We start from the raw sequence: 22,579 nt of genomic DNA, 5'->3' as shown, positions 1-22,579 counted from the left end.
AATCCCTGAACGGGAACCCGGGTATGCCCTTGCTGCAAGGGAAAACCCGCAAGGGCGCCCAGGGAGGCGTTCCTAGAATTCCTTGGCCTCGACGGCACCCGCAGCCCAGCTGCGGGACAAGCAATACAAACCACGGAGTTGAAGCAAATGGATCGTCGTTCCCTCATCAAGCACGCCGGTATCGCCGGCGTGCTCGCCGCCGGTGCCGCGCCTGCGGTGCATGCCCAGGCCGCCATTCGCTGGCGCCTGACTTCCAGCTTCCCCAAGGCTCTGGACACCATCCACGGGGCGGCCGACGTGTTCGCACAGTCGGTCAAGGCCATGTCCGGTGGCAAATTCGATGTGACGGTGCACGCGCCCGGTGAACTGGTGCCCGCGTTCGGTGTGGTGGATGCGGTGCAGGCCGGTACCGTCGAGATGGGCCACACCGCTCCGTACTACTTCTTCGGCAAGGATGACACCTTCGCGATGGCCACGGCCATTCCGTTCGGCCTGAACAGCCGCCAGCTCACCGCGTGGATGTACGACGGCAACGGTCTCAAGCTGTTCCGCGAGTTCTACGACCAGTACAACATGGTGAACTTCCCTGGCGGCAACACCGGTGCCCAGATGGGTGGCTGGTACCGCAAGGAGATCAAGAGCGCTGCCGACATCAAGGGCATGAAGATGCGCATCGGCGGCTTTGCCGGCAAGGTGCTCACGCGCATGGGCGGTGTGCCCCAGAACATCCCCGGTGGCGAGATCTATCAGGCGTTGGAGAAAGGCACCATCGACGCCACCGAATGGGTGGGCCCGTACGACGACGAGAAGCTCGGCTTCCAGAAGGTTGCCCGCAACTACTACTACCCCGGCTGGTGGGAAGGCGGCGCGCAGCTCGAGTTCTACGTCAACAAGGCTGCGTACAACGCGCTGTCGGCCGAGAACAAGGCCATCGTCGAAGTGTCTGCTTCGCACGCCCATACCGTGATGCAGGCCCGCTACGACGCGCGCAACCCGGCCGCTCTCAAGCGCCTGGTCGCCGGCGGCGCCAAGGTACTGGCGTTCCCGAAATCGGTGATGGACCTGGCCTACAAGGAATCGATGGCGCTCTACAGCGAACTCTCGGCCAGCAACCCGAACTGGAAGAAGATCTACGCCGACTACTCGAACTTCCGTCGCGACCAGAACCTCTGGTTCCGTTTCACCGAAGCGCAGTTCGATCGCTACATGCAATCGGCCAAGCTCTGAGCCCGGGCCGAGCGCATCGCGCCCCGCTTCGGCGGGGCTTTTTTCTGGTGCTTTGCGTCCTGCGCACGTCAGCCGTTCAACAGCCTGCGCCTGACGCCGCAGGCTAGACTGTCGGGCTCCGCCCGGCGTACCCGCCTGTCAAGGGGTCTCCATGCAAGCCCTACTCAAAATCTCCTCCGTCATCGACCGCTTCAACGACCTGCTGGGTCGCTTGATGATGTGGTTCATCCTGGCCGCCACGCTGATCAGCGCCGGCAACGCCATCGTGCGCAAGGTCTTCGGTGTCAGCTCCAACGCCTGGCTGGAAGTGCAGTGGTACCTGTTCGCTGCGGTGTTCCTGCTTGGGGGCGGCTACGCCTTTCTTCGCAACGTGCACGTGCGCATCGACTTTCTCTCCACCCGCTTCAGCCCGCGCACGCGCAACTGGATCGACATCATCGGCATCGTGGTGTTCCTGGTGCCGCTGTGCCTGATGCTGATCTACGAAGGCTGGCCGGTGTTCGAGCGCGCCTGGACCTCCGGCGAAATGTCGTCCAACGCTGGCGGGCTGATCCGCTGGCCGGTCATGTTGCTGATTCCGCTGGGTTTCGCGGTCCTGCTGGCGCAGGGCGCGTCCGAGTTGATCAAGCGCGCGGCCTTCCTGGCTGGCGCGGGCCCCGACGTGCTGGCCCACAAGGAGCCCGATGAGACCGAGGTCCTGCTCAAGGAACTCGCCAACAGCGATGCGACCGCCGGCACCAAAGCCTGAGTGAGCACACCATGACCGAATTCATCACCCAGAACTTCGTGCCGCTGCTCTTCTGCGGCTTGCTGGCCTTCCTGCTGACGGGCTTCCCGGTGGCCTTTGCACTGGCCGCCACCGGCCTGTTCTTCGGCTTCATCGGCATGGAGGTCGGCCTGTTTCCCCCCGGTCTGTTCCAGGCGCTGCCGCTTCGCGTGTTCGGCATCATGCAGAACGACACGCTGCTGGCGATCCCGTTCTTCACGCTCATGGGCATCATCCTGGAGCGCAGCCGCATGGCGGAGGACCTGCTCTCCACCATCGCCCAGGTGTTCGGCCCGGTGCGTGGCGGCCTGGCCGTGGCCGTGGTGCTGGTGGGCGCGCTGCTGGCCGCCACCACCGGCGTGGTGGCCGCGGCCGTCATCTCCATGGGCCTGATCTCTCTGCCCATCATGCTGCGCTACGGCTACAACCGCACCATCGCCATGGGCACCATCACCGCATCGGGCACGCTGGCGCAGGCCATCCCGCCCTCGCTGGTGCTGATCGTGCTGGCCGACCAGCTCGGCCGCTCGGTGGGCGACATGTACGCCGGCGCGCTGATCCCCGGCCTGATGCTGGTGGGCCTGTACCTGCTGTTCATCGCGGTGGTGGCCATCGTGCTGCCCAAGTGGGTACCGGCATTGCCGAAAGAGGCTCGCATCTACACCGAGGCCAGCGGCGCCTCGGGTCACCGTTCGCTGCTCGTGTTGCTGGTCATCTGCGGTGCGGTGAGCTGGTTCTGGTCCACGCAGCATGAGGCCATCATCAACCCGTTGATCGAGCGTCAGGTGCCCGCGGGCGGCGACGAGGTGCTGATCATGTCGATCACGGTCGGCTCCTTCCTGGCACTGGCCCTGGCGCTGGTGAACCGTCTGTTCAAGCTGGGCCTGCTCTCGCGCCTGGCCGAGCAGGTCACCTTCGTGCTGATTCCGCCGCTGGTGCTGATCTTCCTGGTGCTCGGCACCATCTTCCTGGGCATCGCCACGCCCACCGAAGGCGGCGCCATGGGCGCGGTGGGTGCCTTCATCATGGCCGCCGCGCGCCGTGCGCTCAGCTTCAAGCTGCTGAAGGAGGCGCTGGAGAGCAGCACGCGACTGTCCATCTTCGTGATGTTCATCCTGATCGGATCGACCGTCTTCAGCTTCACCTTCAATGCGGCCGATGGCCACATCTGGGTCGAGCACCTGTTCGACAAGTTGCCCGGCGGCGAGCTGGGTTTCCTGCTGTTCGTGAACTTCCTGGTCTTCGTGCTGGGGATGTTCATCGACTTCTTCGAGATCGCCTTCATCGTGATCCCGCTGCTGGCGCCGGTGGCCGAGAGCATGGGCATCAACCTGATCTGGTTCGGCGTGTTGCTGGCCATGAACATGCAGACGTCCTTCCTGACCCCGCCCTTCGGCTTCGCGCTGTTCTACCTGCGCAGCGTGGCCGCGCGCCAGGACTACACCGACAAGATCACCGGCAAGCTCATTCCCGCGGTCACCACGGCGCAGATCTACAAGGGCTCGATCGCCTTCATCGTGCTGCAGCTGATCATGGTGGGCGTGATCCTGTTCAACCCGCAACTCGTGATCGGCAGCCTGGGGGCCCCGGTCAAGATGGACAACGAGGCGGTGCAGGACCTGCTGCGCGACATGGCGCCACCCTCGAGCGAGGAAGGCTATGGCGGTGCCGCCGATGAAGAGCAGCAGGGCGAAGAGGAGGCAGCGCCCGAGGCAGACGGGCTCAAGCCCGAGCCCGAAGAGCCCGCGGCCGAGGACGACCCGGCCAAAGCCCTGCAGGACAGCCTGCAGAACGACAAGAAGTGAGGGCGCTGCCGTGCAGATCGATGTGAAGGTGCTCGATGCGCGCATGGCCGCGCAGATGCCCGCCTACGCCACGCCCGGCAGCGCGGGGCTGGACCTGCGCGCCTGCCTGGACGCTCCGCTCACGCTGGCGCCCAATGCCTGGCAGCTGGTGCCCACCGGTCTGGCGGTGCACCTGGCGGACCCGGGCTACGCGGCGCTCATCCTGCCGCGCTCGGGCCTGGGTCACAAGCACGGCATCGTGCTCGGCAACCTCGTGGGCCTGATCGACAGCGACTACCAGGGCCAGCTCATGGTGAGCGCCTGGAACCGCAGCGACGTGGCGTTCACCATCGAACCCATGGAGCGCATTGCGCAGATGGTCATCGTGCCCGTGGTGCAGGCGCGCTTCAACGTGGTGAGCGAGTTCGCTGCCGAAAGCGCACGCGGCAGCGGCGGCTACGGCTCAACGGGTCGCGGCTGAAGCCCTGCGCTCAGTGCAGCGTCGGTGGCACGGGCGGCGTGCCGCTCGCGTCCGTCGGTTCGATCTGCGTGCGGAAGAACCCCGCGCCCAGCGTGCCCTGGCCGATCTCTTCCTCGGTGGCCTCTCGCACGGCGTGCAGCTTGATGTGGATGCGCAAGGCGATACCGGCCAGCGGATGGTTGCCGTCGAGCACCACGTGGTCGGGGTAGATGTCGCTCACGAAGTACAGGCGGTCGCGCGGCGCGTCCGGGTTGCAGCCGGGTGGCAGCCCCTCGAAGCCCATGCCTTCTTCGAGTTCGGCCGGGAAGCGTTCGCGCGGCTCCAGGAACAGCAGGCGGTCGTCGTAGTCGCCAAAGGCGTCGATCGGCTCCAGGTGGAGCTCCAGCGTGTCGCCCGCCTGGTGGCCCTGGAGGCCTTCTTCGATCTTGCCCAGCAGATCGCTGCCGCCGACGAGGAACTCGACTGGTTCTTCCAGTTCGTCGAGCACTTCGCCCAGCGTGTCTTTGAGCGTCCAGGTCAGCGCCACCACGCATTGCGGTGTCACGGCCATCGGGTCTTGGTGCTTGGATTTCATCCGACAATTCTCCCATGACCCCTTCCCCCGACACCGCGTTGCCGCTCCTGGGCGGCCTCACGCCGGCGCAGTTCATGCGCCGGCACTGGCAAAAGAAGCCTTTACTCATTCGCCAGGCCGTGGCCGACCCGCTGGCCCCGCTGTCGCGCGACGCCCTGTTCGACCTGGCCGGCCGTGAGGGCGTGGAGTCGCGTCTGATCGCGCGGCGCGAGGGCCAATGGACGTTGCGTCACGGCCCGTTCGCGCGGCGCGCGTTGCCGCCGTTGTCTCGCCCTGGCTGGACCCTGCTGGTGCAAGGCGTGGACCTGCACGTGGAGGCCGCTCACGAGCTGCTGCAGCGTTTTCGCTTCTTGCCCGATGCACGGCTGGACGACCTCATGATCTCCTGGGCCAGCGAGGGCGGCGGCGTCGGGCCGCACTTCGACAGTTACGACGTCTTCCTGCTGCAGGCCACGGGCCGGCGTCGCTGGCGGATCGGCCGCCAGGCCGACCTGAGCCTGCAGCCCGATGTGCCGCTGAAGATCCTGCAACGCTTCGAGCCCGAGCAGGAATTCGTGCTGGAGCCCGGCGACATGCTCTACCTGCCCCCGCGCTGGGCGCACGATGGCGATGCCGTGGGCGGTGACTGCATGACCTGCTCGATCGGCTTTCGCGCGCCGCAGCGCGGCGGCCTGGCCGGTGAACTCCTGCAGCGTCTGGGTGAAGACATCGACGACCCGGTGCTCTACCAGGACCCGAGGCAGCCCGCCACCGACATGCCCGCCCGCATGCCCGCAGGCATGCAGGCCTTCGCCATGGCCGCGCTGCAGCGTGCCCTGGCAAGGCCCGAAGCGGTGGCGTTGGCGCTCGGCGAGGTCATGACCGAGCCCAAGCCTGCGGTGTGGTTCGAAGAGCCTGCGCAGGCCTGGCATCCCGGCGCCTTGAGGCTGGACCGACGCACGCGCATGATGTACGACACGCGCTTCGTGTTCATCAACGGCGAAGGCATTCGCGCCGGCGGTGCCGACGCGCGGCTGATGCGCCGGCTCGCCGATCGGCGACGCTTGAGCGCGCGCGAGGTGCTGGGTGCCAGCGAGGACGCGAAGGCCTTGCTGGGGGATTGGTACGAGGCCGGCTGGTTGCACCGGCTGCCCGAGGATCACTGAAGCGGAGCAAGCCATGGACGGCGACAACAGCGACGACAGCAACAACACCGCAGCCGGTGATCCGGTGCCTGCTTTGCCTGAAGGGCGCCTGGTCGGTCGGCTGGCCTTTGGCGACGCGGTGCGCGCCGCCTGCGCGAACGCGGCACAGGCGGGGTGGTCCAGCATCGTGCTGGCCGACGACGATTTCAGCGATTGGCCGCTGGGTGAGCGTGCGGTGATCGAGGGGCTCAACGCGTGGGCGCATCGTGGCCGCCACATGCGCCTGCTCGCGCGCGACTTCACCGCCCTGCGCCAGCAGCACCCGCGCTTCGTGCAATGGCGCACCACCTGGGCGCACCTCATCGAGGCGCACGCGGTGCCGCAGGCCTCGCCGCACGAGATTCCCGCGGTGATCTGGACGCCGACCTGGACCCTGGAGCGCCTGGACCCTGTGCGCAGCAGCGCCGTGGCGGAACACAGCGCCGAACGGCGGGTGGCGCTCGCCGAGCGCCTGGGCGACTGGTGGGCCAAAGGCCGACCGGCCTTCGCGCCCACCACCCTGGGGCTTTAGTTCAGGTCCGCGGCGAGCAATTGCACGATGCGCTGCGCGTTCTGCGAGGCATCGGGCTGGCCCTGCGCGTCAAGCACCGACACCGTGGTGGCGTCGTTCTCGCTCTTGACCAGGATGCGGTAGCGCTGCGGCGTGGGTTGTTTGCTCTCGGCCCCGAACATGCGCGCGAAGAAGCCGGGCTTGTTTGCCTCCACCACGGGCTCGACGTAGCGCACGAAGTAGGTGCCTTCGCTGCGGTTGCGGTCCTCGACGGTGAAACCGCTGCGATCGAGCGAGAGGCCGACACGGCGCCAGGCGCGGTCGAAGTTGTCGTTGAACTGCAGCACCGGCTGGTTGTTCACCGTGGCCACGCGTGCATTCTGGCGCGCCGGCGCGGTGGCGGCCACCGACTGCGCCTGTGCTTCACTCACGCCGAGCTTGAGCATGAGGCGGCGCAGGAACTCGGCCTCGAGCTCCGGGTCGGCCGGTCGCGGTTGCCACACGGTCGAGTCTTTCTCGCTGCTGCTGTACACCTCGACCATGCCGCGGTGCGTCACGTAGATCTCGGTGCCGCCGCTGGCGTTGCGCTCCAGGCGCGTGCGGAACTTGTCGCGCTCGCCGGTGGAGTAGGCGCTGTCGAAGATGCGGCCGATGGTGGAGCGGATGAAGTCCTGCGGAATCTTCGCGCGGTTCTCGGCCCAGTCGGTTTCCATGATGCCCAGGGTTTCCTGGTCGATGTCGAGCAGGAAGCCGTTCTCCTGCCAGAAATCGCGCAGCGGGCCCCACAGCTGCGCGGGCGCGCGATCAACCACCAGCCAGCGCTGTCCGCCGGCGCGCTCGATGCGCACGTCGCCCACCTGCAGCGGCGCGGTTCCTGCGGCAGCGGTGGCAGCGCCGCCGGTCTGGCTGGTCTGGTAGCCGCTGGCCGTGACCGCGGCGCCCGGCACGACATAGCGCGTGTCGCGGCTGAGCTGCGTCAGGTCGGGCGGCACGTCCAGGGTACTGCCGCGCTGCGCGCTCTTGTAGTCGATCTTGTCCTCCTGGAGGATCGAGCAGCCCGAGGCGAGCAGGGCAACGCAAGCAAGCAGGCCCAGGCAGTGGAGCGGACGGGCAGAGCGGACAGGTGAGCGCATCGGGGTGGGTCTCGACGTCAACGGGGGAATGGAATCAGCTCAGCAGGCCGGCGTCGCGCAACGCGGCCTCGACCTGCGGCACGTACTGTCGCGACATGGGCGTGAGCGGCAGGCGCATGGTTTCGCCGCACAGGCCCATGCGGGCCATGGCCCACTTGAGCGGAATCGGGTTCGCTTCACAGAACAGGTGCTTGTGCACTGGCAGCAGGCGCTTCTGGATGGCCATGGCCTTCTTCGCGTCGCCCGCGATGGCGGCCACGCAGAGCTCGTGCATTGCGCGCGGCGCGATGTTGGCGGTGACGCTCACGTTGCCGTGGCCGCCACAGAGCATGAGGGCCACGGCGGTGGGATCGTCGCCCGAATAGATGGCGAAGTCGGCCGGCGCCTCGCGGATGAGCCACTGCGCGCGCTCGATGTTGCCGGTCGCTTCCTTGATGCCGACGATGCCCTTGACCTGGGTCAGGCGCAGCACGGTGTCGATCTGCATGTCCGCCACGGTGCGGCCAGGCACGTTGTAAAGCACGATGGGCAGGTCGCCGGTGGCTTCGGCGATGGCCTTGAAGTGCTGGAACTGGCCCTCTTGCGTGGGCTTGTTGTAGTAGGGCACGACCTGCAGCTGGCAGTCGGCGCCGACGCTGCGCGCGAACTTCGCCAGGTTGATGGCTTCGGCGGTGGAGTTGGCACCGCAGCCGGCCATGATGGGCACCCGCTTGTTGGCCTGCTCGACCGACACGCGGATGATCTCGCAGTGCTCCTCGACCGACACGGTGGGCGATTCACCGGTGGTGCCGACCACGCCGATGCAGTCCGTGCCTTCGGCGATGTGCCAGTCGACCAGTTTTCGCAGACCGGCGTAGTCGACACTGCCATCGGGGTGGAAGGGGGTGGCCAGGGCCACGATGCTGCCGGTGATCATGTGCATGTCGGATCGTTGTGTCAGCGCACTGGCGCGTGCGCTGGGCGCCCTCCGGGGGCGGGTAAGCGGAGCATTCTACCCAGCGGCATCGAGCGCATATCGGGGCGGCGCTGCGCCGTGGGCCCGGCTTTCGCGCACCGCCACCAGGCGCTGCACGAAGCGGTCGGGGTCGCTGCAGAAACCATCTTCATAGGCCACGACACGCAGACCGCTGGCGGCCGCCAGCAGTTCCCCGGGGCGCAGCAGGAAATCGGGCCGGGAAGGCTTGCCGACCGTGGCGTGGTCGGCGGCGAAGGTCTCGTAAATCAGGACGCCGCCGTCGGCCACGCTGTCGACGATGTGCGGCATGAGCGCGCGCCACAGGTAGTGGGTGACCACCACCCCCGCGAAGCGCTCACCGGCAAACGGCCAGGGCCCGTTCTCGATGTCGGCCAGCACCGCCTTTCCGACGCCCTGCACCGCGGCGACGGCCTCGGGGTCGCGATCGACACCCGTCACCAGGTGGCCGCGCTGCGCGAACCAGCGCATGTGCCGCCCGCGACCGCAGGCCACGTCCAGTACGGCACCCCCCGGTGGCACCAGGTGGGACCATCGCCGCACCCAGGCCGAAGGCGCCTCGCTGCCGTGCATCAGAAGCAGCTCCAGAGGCGGTCGGCCATGTCGATCATGAAATCCGGGCGCTGGTAGAGCGCAAACGTGACGAGCAGGGCCGCGATGGCGGCGGCCCAGGTCAGCGCGCGTTGCAGCACGCTCACGCGGCCGCTCCCACGCGCTGTGGCGGGCGCGCAATCGGCGCCTCGCGCACCGGCAGGTTCACCAGCGCGGCGAACACACCGAGCGCGATGGCGATGTACCAGACAAGGTCGTAGCTGCCCGTGCGGTCGTACAGGTAGCCGCCGAGCCACACGCCCAGGAAGCTGCCGATCTGGTGGCTGAAGAACACGAAGCCGCCCAGCATGGACAGGTGCGCCACGCCGAAGATCTGCGCCACGGTGGCGTTGGTGGGCGGGATGGTGGACAGCCACAGCAGCCCCATCACGGCCGAGAACAGGTACACGCTCATGGGTGTGAGGGGCGCCCACAGGAACAGCGCAATGGCCACCGCACGACCGAAGTAGATGAACGCCAGGATGTGCCGCTTGGGCATGCGCTGCCCCAGGGCCCCTGCGGCGTAGGTGCCGATCACGTTGAACAGGCCGATGAGGGCGAGTGCGTAACTCGCCACCTGCGGCGACAGGCCGTTGTCCTTGAGGTAGCTGGGCATGTGCACGCCGATGAAAACCACCTGGAAGCCGCAGACGAAGTAGCCCGCCATCAGCAGCTGGAAGCTGCGGTACTGGAACGCCTCGCGCAGCGCCTGGACGATGGTCTGCTCGCGCTTCGGCGGTGCGGTGCCTGCAAAGCCCGGCTCGCGCAAGCCCATGGCCAGCGGGGCGATCAGCAGCACTGCGGCAGCCAGCGCCAGCAGCGCGTTCTGCCAACCGAGGCTGGCGATCAACCAGCCTTCCACCGGCACCATGAGGAACTGGCCGAACGAGCCCGCCGCGGCGGCCACGCCCATGGCCCAGGAGCGGCGCTCGGCCGGCAGCTGGCGGCCGATCACGCCGTAGATCACCGCGTAGGTGGTGCCCGCGTGAGCCGCACCGATCAGGATGCCGGTGGTGAGCGCGAAGGTGAGCGTGGAGGTGGACAGCGCCATGCCCACCAGCCCCAGGCCGTACAGCACCGCACCGACCACCAGCACGCGGAACGCGCCGAAGCGGTCGGCCGCCATGCCGGCGAAGATGCCGAACACGCCCCAGGCCAGGTTCTGCACCGCCAGCGCGAAGGCGAAGGTCTCGCGGCTCCAGCCCTGGGCCTGGGTGATGGGTTGCAGCCACAGGCCGAAGCCGTGGCGGATGCCCATGGACAGCGTGACGATGAGGGCGCCGCAGGCCAGCACCTGCAGGGCGGAGAGGCGCGGCGCGCCCGGGTTGGCGGAAGTCATCCGTGGATTGTGCCCAAGCCCTGGCACGACCGCGATGGCGCGATGGGTTTGCACCCTTGAAATTTGTGCCCGCCTTTGTTGCGCGCCGCGCATTGTCGCCGGCCTGTGAATTCATCCAGTGGTTTGGGCCGCACGCGCCTACAATCCGCGCCCATGGCAAGTACCCCCTCCACCTATTCCGAAGGCTCCATCCGCGTCCTCAAGGGGCTGGAGCCGGTCAAGCAGCGGCCGGGCATGTACACCCGAACCGACAACCCGCTGCACATCATTCAAGAGGTGCTGGACAACGCGGCCGACGAAGCGCTCGCGGGGTTCGGCAAGAAGATCAAGGTCACGCTGCACACCGACGGATCGGTGAGCGTGGAAGACGAAGGCCGCGGCATTCCCTTCGGCCTGCACCCGGAAGAAAAGGCGCCGGTCGTCGAGCTGGTGTTCACGCGGCTGCACGCCGGCGGCAAGTTCGACAAGGGCAAGGGCGGCGCCTACAGCTTCTCGGGCGGCCTGCACGGCGTGGGCGTGAGCGTCACCAACGCGCTGTCGAAGCGGCTGGAGGTGATCAGCTACCGCGATGGCCAGGTGGCGAAGCTGGCTTTCTCGGGCGGCGATGTGATCGAGCCGTTGGCCCTGGCACCGCGTGGCGAGGGCGACCGCAAGCAGGGCACCACCGTGCGCGCCTGGCCCGATGCGAAGTACTTCGAGGCCTCGGCACTGCCCATGAACGAGCTGGTGCACCTGCTGCGCAGCAAGGCCGTGCTGATGCCCGGCGTGACCATGCAGCTGTTCGTGGAGAAGACGAAGGACACCCAGACCTGGCAATACAAGGGCGGCCTGCGCGACTACCTGCAGCAGACGTTGACCGCCGACCCGGTGATCCCGATGTTCGAGGGCGAAGGATTTGCCGACGCCGGACACGACAGCTTTGCCGAAGGCGAGGGCGCCAGCTGGTGTGTGGCCTTCACCGAAGACGGTGCGCCGGTGCGCGAGAGCTACGTCAACCTCATCCCCACCAGTGCCGGTGGGACGCACGACAGTGGCCTGCGCGACGGCCTGTTCCAGGCGGTCAAGAGCTTCATCGACCTGCACGCGCTGCTGCCCAAGGGCGTGAAGCTGCTGCCCGAAGACGTGTTCGCGCGCGCTTCCTACGTGCTCTCGGCCAAGGTGCTCGACCCGCAGTTCCAGGGCCAGATCAAGGAGCGCCTGAACTCGCGCGATGCGGTGCGCCTGGTGTCGAGCTACGTGCGGCCCGCGCTGGAGCTCTGGCTCAACCAGCACGTGGACTACGGCAGGAAACTCGCCGAACTCGCCATCAAGGCCGCGCAGACGCGCCAGCGCGCAGGCCAGAAGGTGGAGAAGCGCAAGGGCAGCGGCGTGGCCGTGCTGCCCGGCAAGCTCACCGACTGCGAGAGCCGCGACCTCAACCACAACGAGATCTTTCTGGTGGAAGGCGACTCGGCCGGTGGCAGCGCCAAGATGGGCCGCGACAAGGAGTGCCAGGCCATCCTGCCGCTGCGCGGCAAGGTGCTCAACACCTGGGAGGTCGAGCGTGACCGCCTGTTCGCCAACAACGAGATCCACGACATCGCGGTCGCCATCGGCGTCGATCCGCATGGCCCGAACGACACGCCCGACCTGAGCGGCCTGCGCTACGGCAAGGTCTGCATCCTGTCCGACGCCGACGTCGACGGCTCGCACATTCAGGTGCTGCTGCTCACGCTGTTCTTCCGCCACTTTCCCAAACTGATCGAGAACGGCAACGTGTATGTGGCGCGCCCACCGCTGTTCCGGGTGGACATCCCCGCGCGCGGCAAGAAGCCCGCCGCCAAGGTCTATGCGCTCGACGAGGGCGAGCTGCACGCCATCCTCGACAAGGCATCGAAAGAAGGCGTGGCCGCCGACAAGTGCCAGGTCAGCCGCTTCAAGGGCCTGGGCGAGATGAGTGCCGAACAGCTCTGGGACACGACGCTCAACCCCGATACACGCCGCCTGCTGCCCGTGACGCTGGGCGCGCACGACTTCGCCACCACCGAGGCGCGCATCACCCAGCTCATGGGCAAGGGCGAAGCCGCGGCGCGGCGCGATCTGATGGAACTGCATGGCGATTCGGTTGAGGTGGACATCTGATGAGTGACGTGAACAACCCCGAACTGCCGCTGGCCGAGGGCGACAGCGACGACAGCCTGGCCGGCTACGCGCAGCGCGCCTACCTCGAATACGCGCTGTCCGTGGTGAAGGGCCGTGCGCTGCCCGACGTGTGCGACGGCCAGAAGCCGGTGCAGCGGCGCATCCTCTACAGCATGGACCGCATGGGCCTGAGCTTTGGCGGGCCCAACAACAACACGGCGGCGCGCCCGGTGAAGAGCGCGCGTGTGGTGGGCGACGTGCTCGGCCGCTTTCACCCGCACGGCGACCAGGCCGCCTACGACGCGCTGGTGCGCATGGCGCAGGATTTCGCGCAGCGCTACCCGCTGATCGACGGCCAGGGCAACTTCGGCTCTCGCGACGGCGACGGTGCCGCGGCCATGCGCTACACCGAAGCACGACTGGCGAAGATCAGCACCCTGCTGCTCGACGAAATCGACCAGGGCACGGTGGACTTCGTGCCCAACTACGACGGCTCCACCACCGAGCCCAAGCAGCTGCCCGCGCGACTGCCCTTCAACCTGCTCAACGGCGCCAGCGGTATCGCCGTTGGCCTGGCCACCGAGGTACCCAGCCACAACCTGCGCGAGGTGGCCGACGCCTGCGTGGCGCTGGTGAAGAACCCCAAGCTGGCCGACGACGAACTGCTCGCGCTGATCCCCGGCCCCGACTACCCGGGCGGCGGCCAGATCATCAGCCCCGCCGGCGACATCGCCGACGCCTACCGCACCGGCCGCGGCAGCCTGAAGGTGCGGGCGCGCTGGAAGATCGAAGACCTGGCGCGCGGCCAGTGGCAGCTGGTGGTGACCGAGCTGCCCCCGGGCACCAGCTCGCAGAAGGTGCTCGAAGAGATCGAGGAGCTCACCAACCCCAAGGTCAAGGCCGGCAAGAAGGCGCTCACGCAGGAACAGAACCAGCTCAAGGCCAGCATCCTGGCGGTGCTCGACGGCGTGCGCGACGAATCGAGCAAGGACGCGCCGGTGCGCCTGGTGTTCGAGCCCAAGAGCAGCCGCATCGAGCAGCAGGAGCTCATCACGCAGCTGCTCGCGCACACCAGCCTGGAAACGTCGGCGCCGATCAACCTCACCGTCATCGGCATCGACGGCAGGCCGGTGCAGAAATCGCTGCGCCAGATGCTGCTGGAGTGGATCGAATTCCGCCAGACCACCATCACGCGCCGTTCGCAGCACCGCCTGAACAAGGTGCTGGAGCGCATCCACATCCTCGAAGGCCGGCAGCTCGTGCTGCTCAACATCGACGAGGTGATCCGCATCATCCGCCACAGCGATGAGCCCAAGGCGGCGCTGATCGAGCGCTTCCGCCTGAGCGACCGCCAGGCCGAGGACATCCTGGAGATCCGTCTGCGCCAGTTGGCCAAGCTGGAGGCGATCAAGATCGAGCAGGAGCTCAAGGAGCTTCGCGATGAGCAGGCCAAGCTCGAAGACATCCTGGCCAACCCCGCGAGCCTGAAGCGCCTGATGGTGAAAGAGATCGAGGCCGACGCCAAGGTGTTTGCGGACGAGCGCCGCACGCTGATCCAGGCCGAGAAGAAGGCGGTGGCCGAGATCAAGGTGGTGGACGAACCGGTGACGGTGGTGGTGTCGAGCAAGGGCTGGGTGCGTGCGCGCAGCGGCCATGGCCACGAGGCCTCAGCCTTCGCGTTCAAGGCCGGCGACGGCCTGTACGGCACCTTCGAATGCCGCACGGTGGACACCCTGATCGTGATCGGCAGCAACGGGCGCGTGTACTCGGTGCCGGTGGCCAGCCTGCCCGGCGCGCGCGGCGACGGCCAGCCTGTTACCACCCTGATCGACCTGGAAAGCGGCACGCAGCCGCTGCACTACTTCGCCGGCCCAGCCAACGCGGCGCTGCTCTTGAGCAGCAGCGGCGGCTACGGCTTCATCGCCACGGTCGAATCGATGATCTCGCGCCAGAAGGGCGGCAAGACCTTCATCAGCCTGGGCGAGGGCGAGCTGCCTTGCGCGCCGTCGCACGCGGCCTTCACGTCGGGCGCACAGCCGCTGCTGCCAGCCACGCACGTGTGCTGCGCGTCGGCGGGCGGGCGCATCCTCACCTTTGAGATCACCGAGCTCAAGCAGATGGACAAGGGCGGTCGCGGCCTGATGCTGATCGACCTCGAACCCAAGGACACGCTGGCCGGCGCGGCTGCCTACACCCGCAGCGTGAAGATCGAAGGCATCGGCCGCGGCGGCAAGGAGCGCGACGAGACGCTGGAGATCCGCAGCCTGAACAACGCTCGCGCCGCGCGCGGCCGCAAGGGCAAGGCGGCCGACCTGGGCTTCAAGCCGAACCGCGTGACGCGGGTGGAATGAGCGCTGGCTGACCGACGCAACAAGGGCCGCAGCAGCGGCTCTTGTTGTTTGGGCCGACGACTCAGCCCAGCTCGGCGATCAGCTCGATCTCCACGCAGGCGCCCATGGGCAGCTGCGCCACGCCGAAGGCGCTGCGCGCGTGCTGGCCGGCGTCGCCGAACACCTCGGCCAGCAGCTCGCTGCAGCCGTTGGTGACAAGGTGCTGCTCGGTGTAGGTGGGCGTGCTGTTGACCAGGCTCAGCACCTTGACGATGCGCTTGACGTCATCGAGCGTCTTGCCCGAGGCCTGGCAGGCGGCCTGCAGCGTGCCCATGAGTGCGATGGCGATGGACCGCGCAGCTTCCTTGCCTTCCTCGGTGTCCATGGTGAGGCCGAGCTGGCCGACCCAGGCCTTGCCGTCCTTGCGGGCAATGTTGCCGCTGATGAAGATCAGGTTGCCGGTCTGCACGTAGGGCACATAGGCCGCAGCGGGGGTGGACACGGGGGGCAGGGTGATGCCCAGTTGCTTGAGCCTGGCGAGTGCACTCATCGGTTGCTCCGGTGGGGTCTTGAGGAGCGGGTCATTCTATCGACGGCGCCACCGTCACCGCGACCTCCAGCGTGTGCTGCGCACCGCCCTGGATGACACCGCGCATGGGCGACACGTCGCTGAAGTCGCGGCCGATGGCCAGCGTCACGTAGTCCTCGCCGGGGCTGCCGCGGCCGCATCGGTTGTTGGTGGGGTCGAAGTCGAACCAGTCGCCAGGCACCGTGTCGCTGCCTGGCACGTACACCGAGACCCAGGCGTGCGACGCATCGGCGCCGATCAGGCGTGCCTGCCCGGGTGGTGGTTGCGTCAGCAGGTAGCCGCTCACGTAGCGCGCCGGCAGGCCCAGGCTGCGCAGGCAGCCGATCATGATGTGCGCAAAGTCCTGGCAAACGCCCTTGCCCTGCGCGAGGGCCTCCAGCGCGGGCGTGCTGACTTCGGTGCTCGCGGTCTCGTACACCAGCTCGGTGTGGATGCGCTCCATGAGCGCGCGCACGGCGTGCAGCACCGGCGTGCCAGGCTCGAAGGCGGGCCGGGCCCAGGTGCTGAAGGCCTCGTCGCGCGGCACCAGTGGCGAGGCGAACACGAACTCCGCAGCGGCCTCGTAGGGCGCGTTCACGCGGTAGCGGAAGTGCTCACGCACGCGCTCCCAACCCATGGCCTTCCAGGGCGCGCCTTCGGGCAGCGGCTGCGGCGCGCGCGTGTGCACCGTGCTGTCGGCCACCACGCTCAGCACCTCGTGCGGTGCCTGCTGTGCGAAGAAGGTGCGCAGGTTGCCGAAGGCGTCGCGGCTGCGGTGTGTGCTCGCGGGCTCGGGCGCAATCGTGAGGTGGTGGCGGTGTACGCGCTGGGTGGCGGTGTCGCGCGGCGACAGGTGCAGCATGTGCTGCGCCATGTCCACCGGGCTCAGGTAGCGGTAGGTGGTGCGATGCTGCACGCGCAGTTCCATCGTCGGCTCCTCAGGTCGACAGGCTCTGGCTGTGCCGGTCTGCGTGGCTGAAGTGCAGCCGCGCGATGGCCTCGGAGAGGTCGGCTGCGGCGGACTCGCAGTCGGCCAGCACCGAGCCCAGCGCGCTCCAGCTGCGCCGGCCGTCGCTGCCGCGTTGCCAGTTGCTCAGTTCGATCAGCGACCACTCGGCCGGATCGGGCAGGTCGCGCGCCAGGTCGGCGTCGCCCGGCGCCACGCTCTGGCCCAGCCTGGACAGGCGCGCACGCAGCGTTTGCACGACCCAGGCCAGTGACCGGGGGTTGTCGCGGTCGAGCACCAGCAGGTCGATCAGGGCCACCATGTCGCGGCGCTGCTGGTACTGCGCATGGAAGGTGATGGTCGAGTCGAACAGCGCGATCATGGCCTCGAAGCCCGCGGGCTCGTGCACGCTGCCCGTTTCCAGGCCAACGGCGAGCGCGCGCGAGAGCGTGATCAGACGCTCGATGTGGCGGCCGATGGACAGCAGCCGCCAGCCGTCGTCGCGCACCATGCGGTCGGTCTGCGAACCGGTGATGGAGGCCAGCATCTTGCTGGCCTGCTGCAGCATGGACTGTGCTTCGCCGGTGGCGAACTCGGCGTCGTCGGCCAGGCGCTCGGCTGTGTCGACGAAACCGGCGTGTGTGAGCTCGATCAGGTTCCAGTGCTCGCGCGAGAGCCGCTCGCGCACCTGCGCTGCGGCCCCTTTGAGCGCTGCGAGGTTGAAGCCCACGCTGAAGGACTCCGCGGCCTGCGGGTCGTGCGGTCGCGGGGACAGGTTGGCCACGAGGCTGCGCGCGAACACGCGCGAGGACTGTGTGGCCTCGGGCGTGTCGGTCAGCACCAGCGCGTTCTCGCGCGCCACCGCCGAGAGCCAGGCGAGCAGCGCCTGCGTGCCCGGCTCCTCGCCATCGAGCTGGTCGAGCACGATCTGCGCCAGGCGCACCGTGTTCTCGGCGCGCTCGGTGTAGCGGCCCAGCCAGAACAGGTTCTCGGCGGCGCGGCTGGTCACGGGCTGCTTCTGCTGCGCGATGGCCAGCGAGCTGGGTTGGCTGGCGAGCAGGCTGGTGTGGTCCACCGGGCCGTCAGTAAGCACCCAGCAGTCGGCGCTGCTGCCGCCGCGCTGCATGGCCGCGACCAGTTGGCCGCGCGGCGCCAGGCGCACCAGGCCGCCAGGCAGCACGCGCCACGATAGCGGGCCGTCGGCCAGCGCGAACACGCGCAACATGGTCGAGCGCGGCAGGATGCGCTCACCGTCCCAGGTGGGCGTCTGTGAGAGCGGCAACCACGACTGCACCGTGTGTTCCTCGGGCAGGCGCGCCATGCGCCCGGACCACTCGTCCAGCTCGCGCGCGCTCAACCCCTGACCGATGGCGGTTTCGCGACCGCCGCGCGGGTAGGTCGACTTGATCACGCCGCCCTTGAGCAGCGGCAGCACGCTGCGCAGCGCGGCGTCCTCGCCGCACCACCAGGTGGCCAGCGAAGGCAGGGCCAGCGCTTCGCCGAGCAGGTGTTCGCTGATGGCGGGCAGAAAGCCCAGCAGCGCGCTCGATTCAAGCGGGGCCGAGCCGGGTGCATTGGCCAGCAGCAGGTTGCCGGCGCGGATGGCCTGCAGCAGGCCGGGCACGCCCAGCGTCGAGTCGGCGCGCAGCTCCAGCGGGTCGAGCCATTCGTCGTCGAGTCGCTTGATGAGCGCGTGGACCGGCTCCAGGCCGGCCAGGGTCTTGAGGTACACGCGCTGGTCGCGCACGGTGAGGTCATTGCCTTCCACCAGCGTGAGACCGAGGTAGCGCGCGAGGTAGGCGTGCTCGAAATAGGTCTCGTTGTAGGGGCCGGGTGTGAGCAGCGCGATGCGCGCGTTCTCGCCGGCCGGCGCCATCGCCTTGATGCCTTCCATGAGTGCGCGGTAGCTCGCGGCCAGCCGCTGCACGCGCATGCCGGCAAAGGCCTTGGGGAACTGGCGCGAGACAGCGATGCGGTTTTCGAGCAGGTAGCCCAGGCCCGAAGGCGCCTGCGTGCGCTGGCCCACCACCCACCAGCGGCCATCGGGGCCGTGCGCGAGGTCGAAGCCCACGATGTGCAGCCAGGTGTCACCCGGCGGGCGCACGCCCTGCATGGCACGCAGGTAGCCGGGGTGGCCCTGCACCAGCGCTGCAGGCAGCAGCGCGCGCTTGAGCAGCTGGTGTTCGCCATAGAGGTCGGCCAGCATGGCGTTGAGCAGGCGCGCGCGTTGCAGCACGCCGGCTTCGATCTGTGCCCAGTCGGACGGACTCACCAGCGCGGGAAAGAGATCCAGCGCCCAGGGCCGTTGCAGGCCATTGGCGTCGGCGTACACGTTGTAGGTGACGCCGTTGTCGCGGATCTGGCGCTGCAGGTTCTCGGTGCGGCGGTTCAGATCGGCCAGACCGTCGGGGCCGATGTGGTTGAAGAATTCGGCCCAGGCCGGGGAGAGGCCGTGCGGGCCGTCGCCGCGCAGTTCGTCGAGGTGGCCAGCGTCGGCCGGCACCGCGAGCGACTGCGCCCAGGCGCCGGGTTGCTCGGGATCGAGGGCGTCGAAAAGGGAGTCGCCGGGGTCGGTGTTCACGGCGCCCAGTATGCCCGTCAGGCCGAATGCGTCCTCAGCGCCTCAGGTCCAGGGTGCAGGGAAATTCACGGTTCACGGCCTCGGCCTGCACCCGCAAGGTCCCCGGGGTGTGGCCCATCTGGAAGAAGCGCGACAGGCGCCGGCTCTCGGCCTCGAAGGCGTTGACAGGAAAACTGTCGTAGTTGCGCCCGCCGGGGTGCGACACGTGGTACTGGCAGCCGCCCAGCGAGCGCTCCATCCAGGTGTCGACGATGTCGAAGGTGAGCGGCGCGTGCACGCCGATGCCCGGGTGCAGCGCTGACGGCGGCGCCCAGGCCTTGTAGCGCACGCCCGCAACGAACTCGCCCGCCACGCCGGTGTTGTGCAGCGGCAGCACCTGGCCATTGCAGGTGATGGCGTGGCGCCGGTCGGTCCAGCCGCGCACGTGCACCTCCAGCCGTTCGAGTGAAGAGTCCACGTAGCGCACGGTGCCACCCGCGCTGCCTTCCTCGCCCATCACGTGCCAGGGTTCGAGCGCGCTGCGCAGCGTGAGCTCGATGCCGCGCGCGGCCACCTGGCCGATCATCGGGAAGCGGAACTCGAAATGCGGCGCGAACCAGGCCATGTCGAAGCCGTAGCCGAAGGCCTTGAGGTCGGCGATCACATCCTCGAAGTCCATTTGCAGGTAGGTGGGCAGCAGCCAGCGGTCGTGCAGCTCGGTGCCCCAGCGCGCCAGCGGCGCCTGGCAGGGTTGTTGCCAGAAGCGCGCCACCAGCGCGCGCAGCAGCAGCTGCTGCGCGATGCTCATGCGCGCGTGCGGTGGCATCTCGAAGGCGCGCAGCTCCAGCAGGCCCAGGCGGCCGGTGGGGCCGTCGGGCGAATAGAGCTTGTCGATGCAGAACTCGCTGCGGTGGGTGTTGCCGGTGACGTCGACCAGGATGTTGCGCAGCGTGCGGTCGATGAACCAGGGAGGCACGCTGTCGCCATGGACCTGTTTCGCACGCTCGATCTGCGCCAACGCAATCTCCAGTTCGTAGAGCTGGTCGTTGCGTGCCTCGTCCACGCGCGGGGCCTGGCTGGTGGGGCCGATGAACATGCCGCTGAACAGGTAGGACAGCGAGGGGTGGTTGTGCCAGTAGCGCAGCAGGCTGGCGAGCAGGTCGGGCCGGCGCAGGAAGGGTGAATCGGCCGGCGTGGCGCCCCCGAGCACGAAGTGGTTGCCGCCCCCGGTGCCGGTGTGGCGGCCATCGGTCATGAACTTCTCGGCGCACAGGCGTGTCTGGTGCGCCGCTTCGTACAGGAACTCGGTGTGCTCCACCAGTTCGCCCCAATCGTGAGCCGGGTGGATATTGACCTCGATGACGCCCGGGTCGGGCGTCACCTGCAGCATCTTCAGCCGCGGATCGCGCGGTGGCGGGTAGCCTTCGAGCACCACCTTCACGCCCAACCGTTCGCAGGTGTCTTCCACCGCAGAGAGCAGGTCCAGGTAGTCCTCCAGCCGCGCGAGCGGCGGCATGAACACGTACAGGTGCTGGCTCTTGCCGCCCTTGGCTTTTTCCGCCTTGGGGCCGTTCGCGCGCTGCGGGTCGCGCGCTTCCACGCACAGCGCGGTGCGCGTCAGCCAGCCGGCCGATTCGCCGCGCTGCGGCAAGCGGTCGGACAGTGCCTGTGCGCGTGCCGCGCCGTCGCCTGTGGCCGCCGCCGCGTTGCCCAAGCCGGGCCTGCCGCCCTGCAGCGCCGCGGTACCGCCGTTGGCGACGCCGCCGATGGTGTGCGGCGCGATCTGCGTGCGCAGCCGGCCGGCGGGCAACGCCGTGCGTGGTGCGAACGGGTCCTGCTCGATGTGCATCGCTTGATCGCCCGCGCTTGCCCAGGGCAGCGAATCGAGCGGCAAGCGGTAGCCCATGGGTGAGTCGCCGGGGACGAGGTACATGCGCTCGTCCCGGAAGAACCAGGGCCCGGTGGACCAGACGGTGCCCGCGAGCGAGGGGTTTCCTGCGTTGGCCTGCAACGGCAGCACGTAGCCCACCACCGCGTCCAGACCCTGGGCAAACACGCGGCGCAGGCGCGCGCGCTCGAGCTCGTCGTCGAGCTTGCTGTCGAACGGGTCCACGTTCACCGGCAGCCGGCGCTCACGCCACAGGTGGTACCAGGTGTCCTCGTGGCCCGGGGTGATGTAGCGCGTGGCAACGCCCAAGCGTCGCGCCAGCGCCTGCGTGAAGCGGCGAGCGTCGTCGCTGGTGTGGTGCGCGTAGTCGCGCTCGTCGGCCAGCAGGGCGGGGTTGTGCCAGCAGGTCTGGCCGTCGGCGCGCCAGCACACCGACAGCGCCCAGCGCGGCAGCTGTTCGCCCGGGTACCACTTGCCCTGACCCATGTGCACGAAGCCGCCCGCGCCGTACTGCGCGCGCAAGCGGCCCAGCAGTTCGGTGGCGTAGCCGCGCTTGGTGGGGCCGAGCGCGTCGGTGTTCCACTCGGCGGCGTCGCGGTCGCCGGTGGCCACGAAGGTGGGTTCGCCGCCCTGCGTGAGACGCACGTCGTTCTGCACGAGGTCGGCGTCCACCTGCGCACCCAGTGCCAGCACCGCGGCCCATTGCGCGTCGCTGTAGGGCTTGGTCACGCGCGGTGACTCGTGGATGCGCGTGACCTGCATGTGGTGCTCGAACTGCACCTCGGCCTCGTCCATCAGGCCCTCCACCGGCGCCGCGCTGCCGGGCTGCGGCGTGCAGGCCAGTGGAATGTGGCCCTCGCCCGCGAGCAGGCCCGAGGTCGGGTCCAGGCCGATCCAGCCGGCGCCAGGCAGGAACACCTCGCACCAGGCATGCAGGTCGGTGAAGTCGGCCGTGGGGCCGCTCGGGCCGTCGATGGCTTTCACGTCGGGGGTGAGCTGGATCAGATAGCCCGAGACGAAGCGCGCTGCCAGGCCCAGGTGGCGCAGCAGTTGCACGAGCAACCAGCCGCTGTCACGACACGAGCCGCGCTTGAGCCGCAGGGTCTGCTCCGGCGTCTGCACACCGGGCTCCATGCGGATGGTGTATGCGATGTCGTGCTGCAGGCGCTGGTTGAGCTGGACCAGGAAGTCGATCGTGCGTTGCTTGGAACGATCGATGCCGTCGAGCCAGGCCTGCACCAGCGGCGTAGCAGGTTCGACCGCCAGGTACGGTGCCAGTTCGGCGCGTTGCGCCTCGTCATACTGGAACGGCACCTGTTCGGCATGCGGTTCGAGGAAGAAGTCGAACGGGTTGTGCACCGCCATCTCGACCACCAGGTCGACGGTGATCTTGAACTCGGTGGTGGGCTCGGGAAACACCAGCCGCGCCTGGTGGTTGGCAAACGGGTCCTGCTGCCAGTTGATGAAGTGGGTGGCGGGCTCGATCCGCTGCGAATACGACAACACCTTGCTTCGCGCGTGCGGTGCCGGGCGCAGGCGCACCACCTGCGGGCCCAGGCGCACGAGGCGGTCGTAGCGGTAGTGCGTGATGTGGCTCAGGGCGACGTGGATGGCCATATGCGGC

18 protein-coding genes are annotated in these 22,579 nt (G+C 68.4%); 8 read left to right on the top strand and 10 right to left on the bottom strand.

What is annotated here, in order from left to right:
* The first annotated feature begins 147 nt into the window (after window positions 1-147).
* The 4 genes from M3149_RS13075 (at window position 148) to dut (ending at window position 4,258) form a co-directional block, all read left to right on the top strand.
* Window positions 148-1,227 carry a TRAP transporter substrate-binding protein gene (locus M3149_RS13075; protein WP_251709978.1) on the top strand — a complete coding sequence of 360 codons (1,080 nt, stop codon included), beginning with the start codon at window positions 148-150 and terminating at the stop codon, window positions 1,225-1,227.
* Between the two features lie 151 nt (window positions 1,228-1,378).
* Entirely contained in the window at window positions 1,379-1,975 is a 597-nt protein-coding gene (locus M3149_RS13070) for a TRAP transporter small permease subunit (RefSeq protein WP_251709977.1), read from the top strand.
* A gap of 11 nt (window positions 1,976-1,986) precedes the next feature.
* Window positions 1,987-3,798: a TRAP transporter large permease gene (locus M3149_RS13065; protein WP_251709976.1), complete on the top strand. Its 1,812-nt coding sequence runs from the start codon at window positions 1,987-1,989 to the stop codon at window positions 3,796-3,798.
* A gap of 10 nt (window positions 3,799-3,808) precedes the next feature.
* Window positions 3,809-4,258 carry a dUTP diphosphatase gene (dut, locus tag M3149_RS13060; RefSeq protein ID WP_251709975.1) on the top strand — a complete coding sequence of 150 codons (450 nt, stop codon included), beginning with the start codon at window positions 3,809-3,811 and terminating at the stop codon, window positions 4,256-4,258.
* A gap of 10 nt (window positions 4,259-4,268) precedes the next feature.
* Here the strand turns inward: dut and M3149_RS13055 are convergent, their stop codons facing one another.
* A complete protein-coding gene (locus M3149_RS13055) occupies window positions 4,269-4,808 on the bottom strand; it encodes an FKBP-type peptidyl-prolyl cis-trans isomerase (RefSeq protein ID WP_251710012.1) in 540 nt (179 codons plus the stop codon).
* 38 nt (window positions 4,809-4,846) lie between these two features.
* On the opposite strand from M3149_RS13055, the gene M3149_RS13050 reads away from it, so the two are divergent.
* Window positions 4,847-5,977 carry a JmjC domain-containing protein gene (locus M3149_RS13050; protein WP_251709974.1) on the top strand — a complete coding sequence of 377 codons (1,131 nt, stop codon included), beginning with the start codon at window positions 4,847-4,849 and terminating at the stop codon, window positions 5,975-5,977.
* Window positions 5,978-5,990: 13 nt separating this feature from the next.
* A complete protein-coding gene (locus M3149_RS13045; RefSeq protein ID WP_251709973.1) occupies window positions 5,991-6,527 on the top strand; it encodes a hypothetical protein in 537 nt (178 codons plus the stop codon).
* On the opposite strand, the gene bamC is transcribed toward M3149_RS13045, so the two are convergent.
* The 5 genes from bamC to M3149_RS13025 all read right to left on the bottom strand — a co-directional run bounded on the left by bamC (window position 6,524) and on the right by M3149_RS13025 (window position 10,542).
* Window positions 6,524-7,639 carry an outer membrane protein assembly factor BamC gene (gene bamC / locus M3149_RS13040; RefSeq protein ID WP_251709972.1) on the bottom strand — a complete coding sequence of 372 codons (1,116 nt, stop codon included), beginning with the start codon at window positions 7,637-7,639 and terminating at the stop codon, window positions 6,524-6,526. The two genes, M3149_RS13045 and bamC, sit on opposite strands and share 4 nt — an antisense overlap.
* Before the next feature lie 34 nt (window positions 7,640-7,673).
* Window positions 7,674-8,561: a 4-hydroxy-tetrahydrodipicolinate synthase gene (dapA, locus tag M3149_RS13035; protein ID WP_251709971.1), complete on the bottom strand. Its 888-nt coding sequence runs from the start codon at window positions 8,559-8,561 to the stop codon at window positions 7,674-7,676.
* A 69-nt stretch (window positions 8,562-8,630) separates the two neighbouring features.
* Entirely contained in the window at window positions 8,631-9,185 is a 555-nt protein-coding gene (locus M3149_RS13030) for a class I SAM-dependent methyltransferase (RefSeq protein WP_251709970.1), read from the bottom strand.
* Window positions 9,185-9,310, bottom strand: a complete 126-nt coding sequence (locus M3149_RS23035; RefSeq protein ID WP_285887079.1) for a hypothetical protein — start codon at window positions 9,308-9,310, stop codon at window positions 9,185-9,187. The genes M3149_RS13030 and M3149_RS23035 overlap by 1 nt, the downstream gene beginning before the upstream one ends.
* On the bottom strand, window positions 9,307-10,542 hold the full coding sequence (locus tag M3149_RS13025; protein WP_251709969.1) for an MFS transporter: 1,236 nt from the start codon (window positions 10,540-10,542) through the stop codon (window positions 9,307-9,309). The genes M3149_RS23035 and M3149_RS13025 overlap by 4 nt, the downstream gene beginning before the upstream one ends.
* Before the next feature lie 153 nt (window positions 10,543-10,695).
* On the opposite strand from M3149_RS13025, the gene M3149_RS13020 reads away from it, so the two are divergent.
* Window positions 10,696-12,663, top strand: coding sequence for a DNA topoisomerase IV subunit B (locus M3149_RS13020; protein WP_251709968.1), 1,968 nt, complete (start codon window positions 10,696-10,698; stop codon window positions 12,661-12,663).
* Entirely contained in the window at window positions 12,663-15,014 is a 2,352-nt protein-coding gene (gene parC / locus M3149_RS13015; protein ID WP_251709967.1) for a DNA topoisomerase IV subunit A, read from the top strand. The genes M3149_RS13020 and parC overlap by 1 nt, the downstream gene beginning before the upstream one ends.
* Before the next feature lie 61 nt (window positions 15,015-15,075).
* On the opposite strand, the gene M3149_RS13010 is transcribed toward parC, so the two are convergent.
* From M3149_RS13010 to M3149_RS12995, 4 genes are read right to left on the bottom strand one after another with little or no spacing between them, the layout of a single operon-like run.
* Window positions 15,076-15,543: a RidA family protein gene (locus M3149_RS13010; protein WP_251709966.1), complete on the bottom strand. Its 468-nt coding sequence runs from the start codon at window positions 15,541-15,543 to the stop codon at window positions 15,076-15,078.
* Between the two features lie 31 nt (window positions 15,544-15,574).
* Window positions 15,575-16,489, bottom strand: coding sequence for a transglutaminase family protein (locus tag M3149_RS13005; RefSeq protein WP_251709965.1), 915 nt, complete (start codon window positions 16,487-16,489; stop codon window positions 15,575-15,577).
* A 10-nt stretch (window positions 16,490-16,499) separates the two neighbouring features.
* A complete protein-coding gene (locus tag M3149_RS13000; RefSeq protein WP_251709964.1) occupies window positions 16,500-19,088 on the bottom strand; it encodes a circularly permuted type 2 ATP-grasp protein in 2,589 nt (862 codons plus the stop codon).
* 34 nt (window positions 19,089-19,122) lie between these two features.
* Entirely contained in the window at window positions 19,123-22,572 is a 3,450-nt protein-coding gene (locus M3149_RS12995) for a DUF2126 domain-containing protein (protein ID WP_251709963.1), read from the bottom strand.
* Window positions 22,573-22,579 lie beyond the last annotated feature (7 nt).

Source organism: Hydrogenophaga intermedia (genome assembly GCF_023715105.1).
Classification (GTDB): domain Bacteria; phylum Pseudomonadota; class Gammaproteobacteria; order Burkholderiales; family Burkholderiaceae_C; genus Hydrogenophaga; species Hydrogenophaga intermedia_A.
Note: the sequence above shows the minus strand (reverse complement) of the source record. Positions and strands in the feature narration are given on the sequence as shown.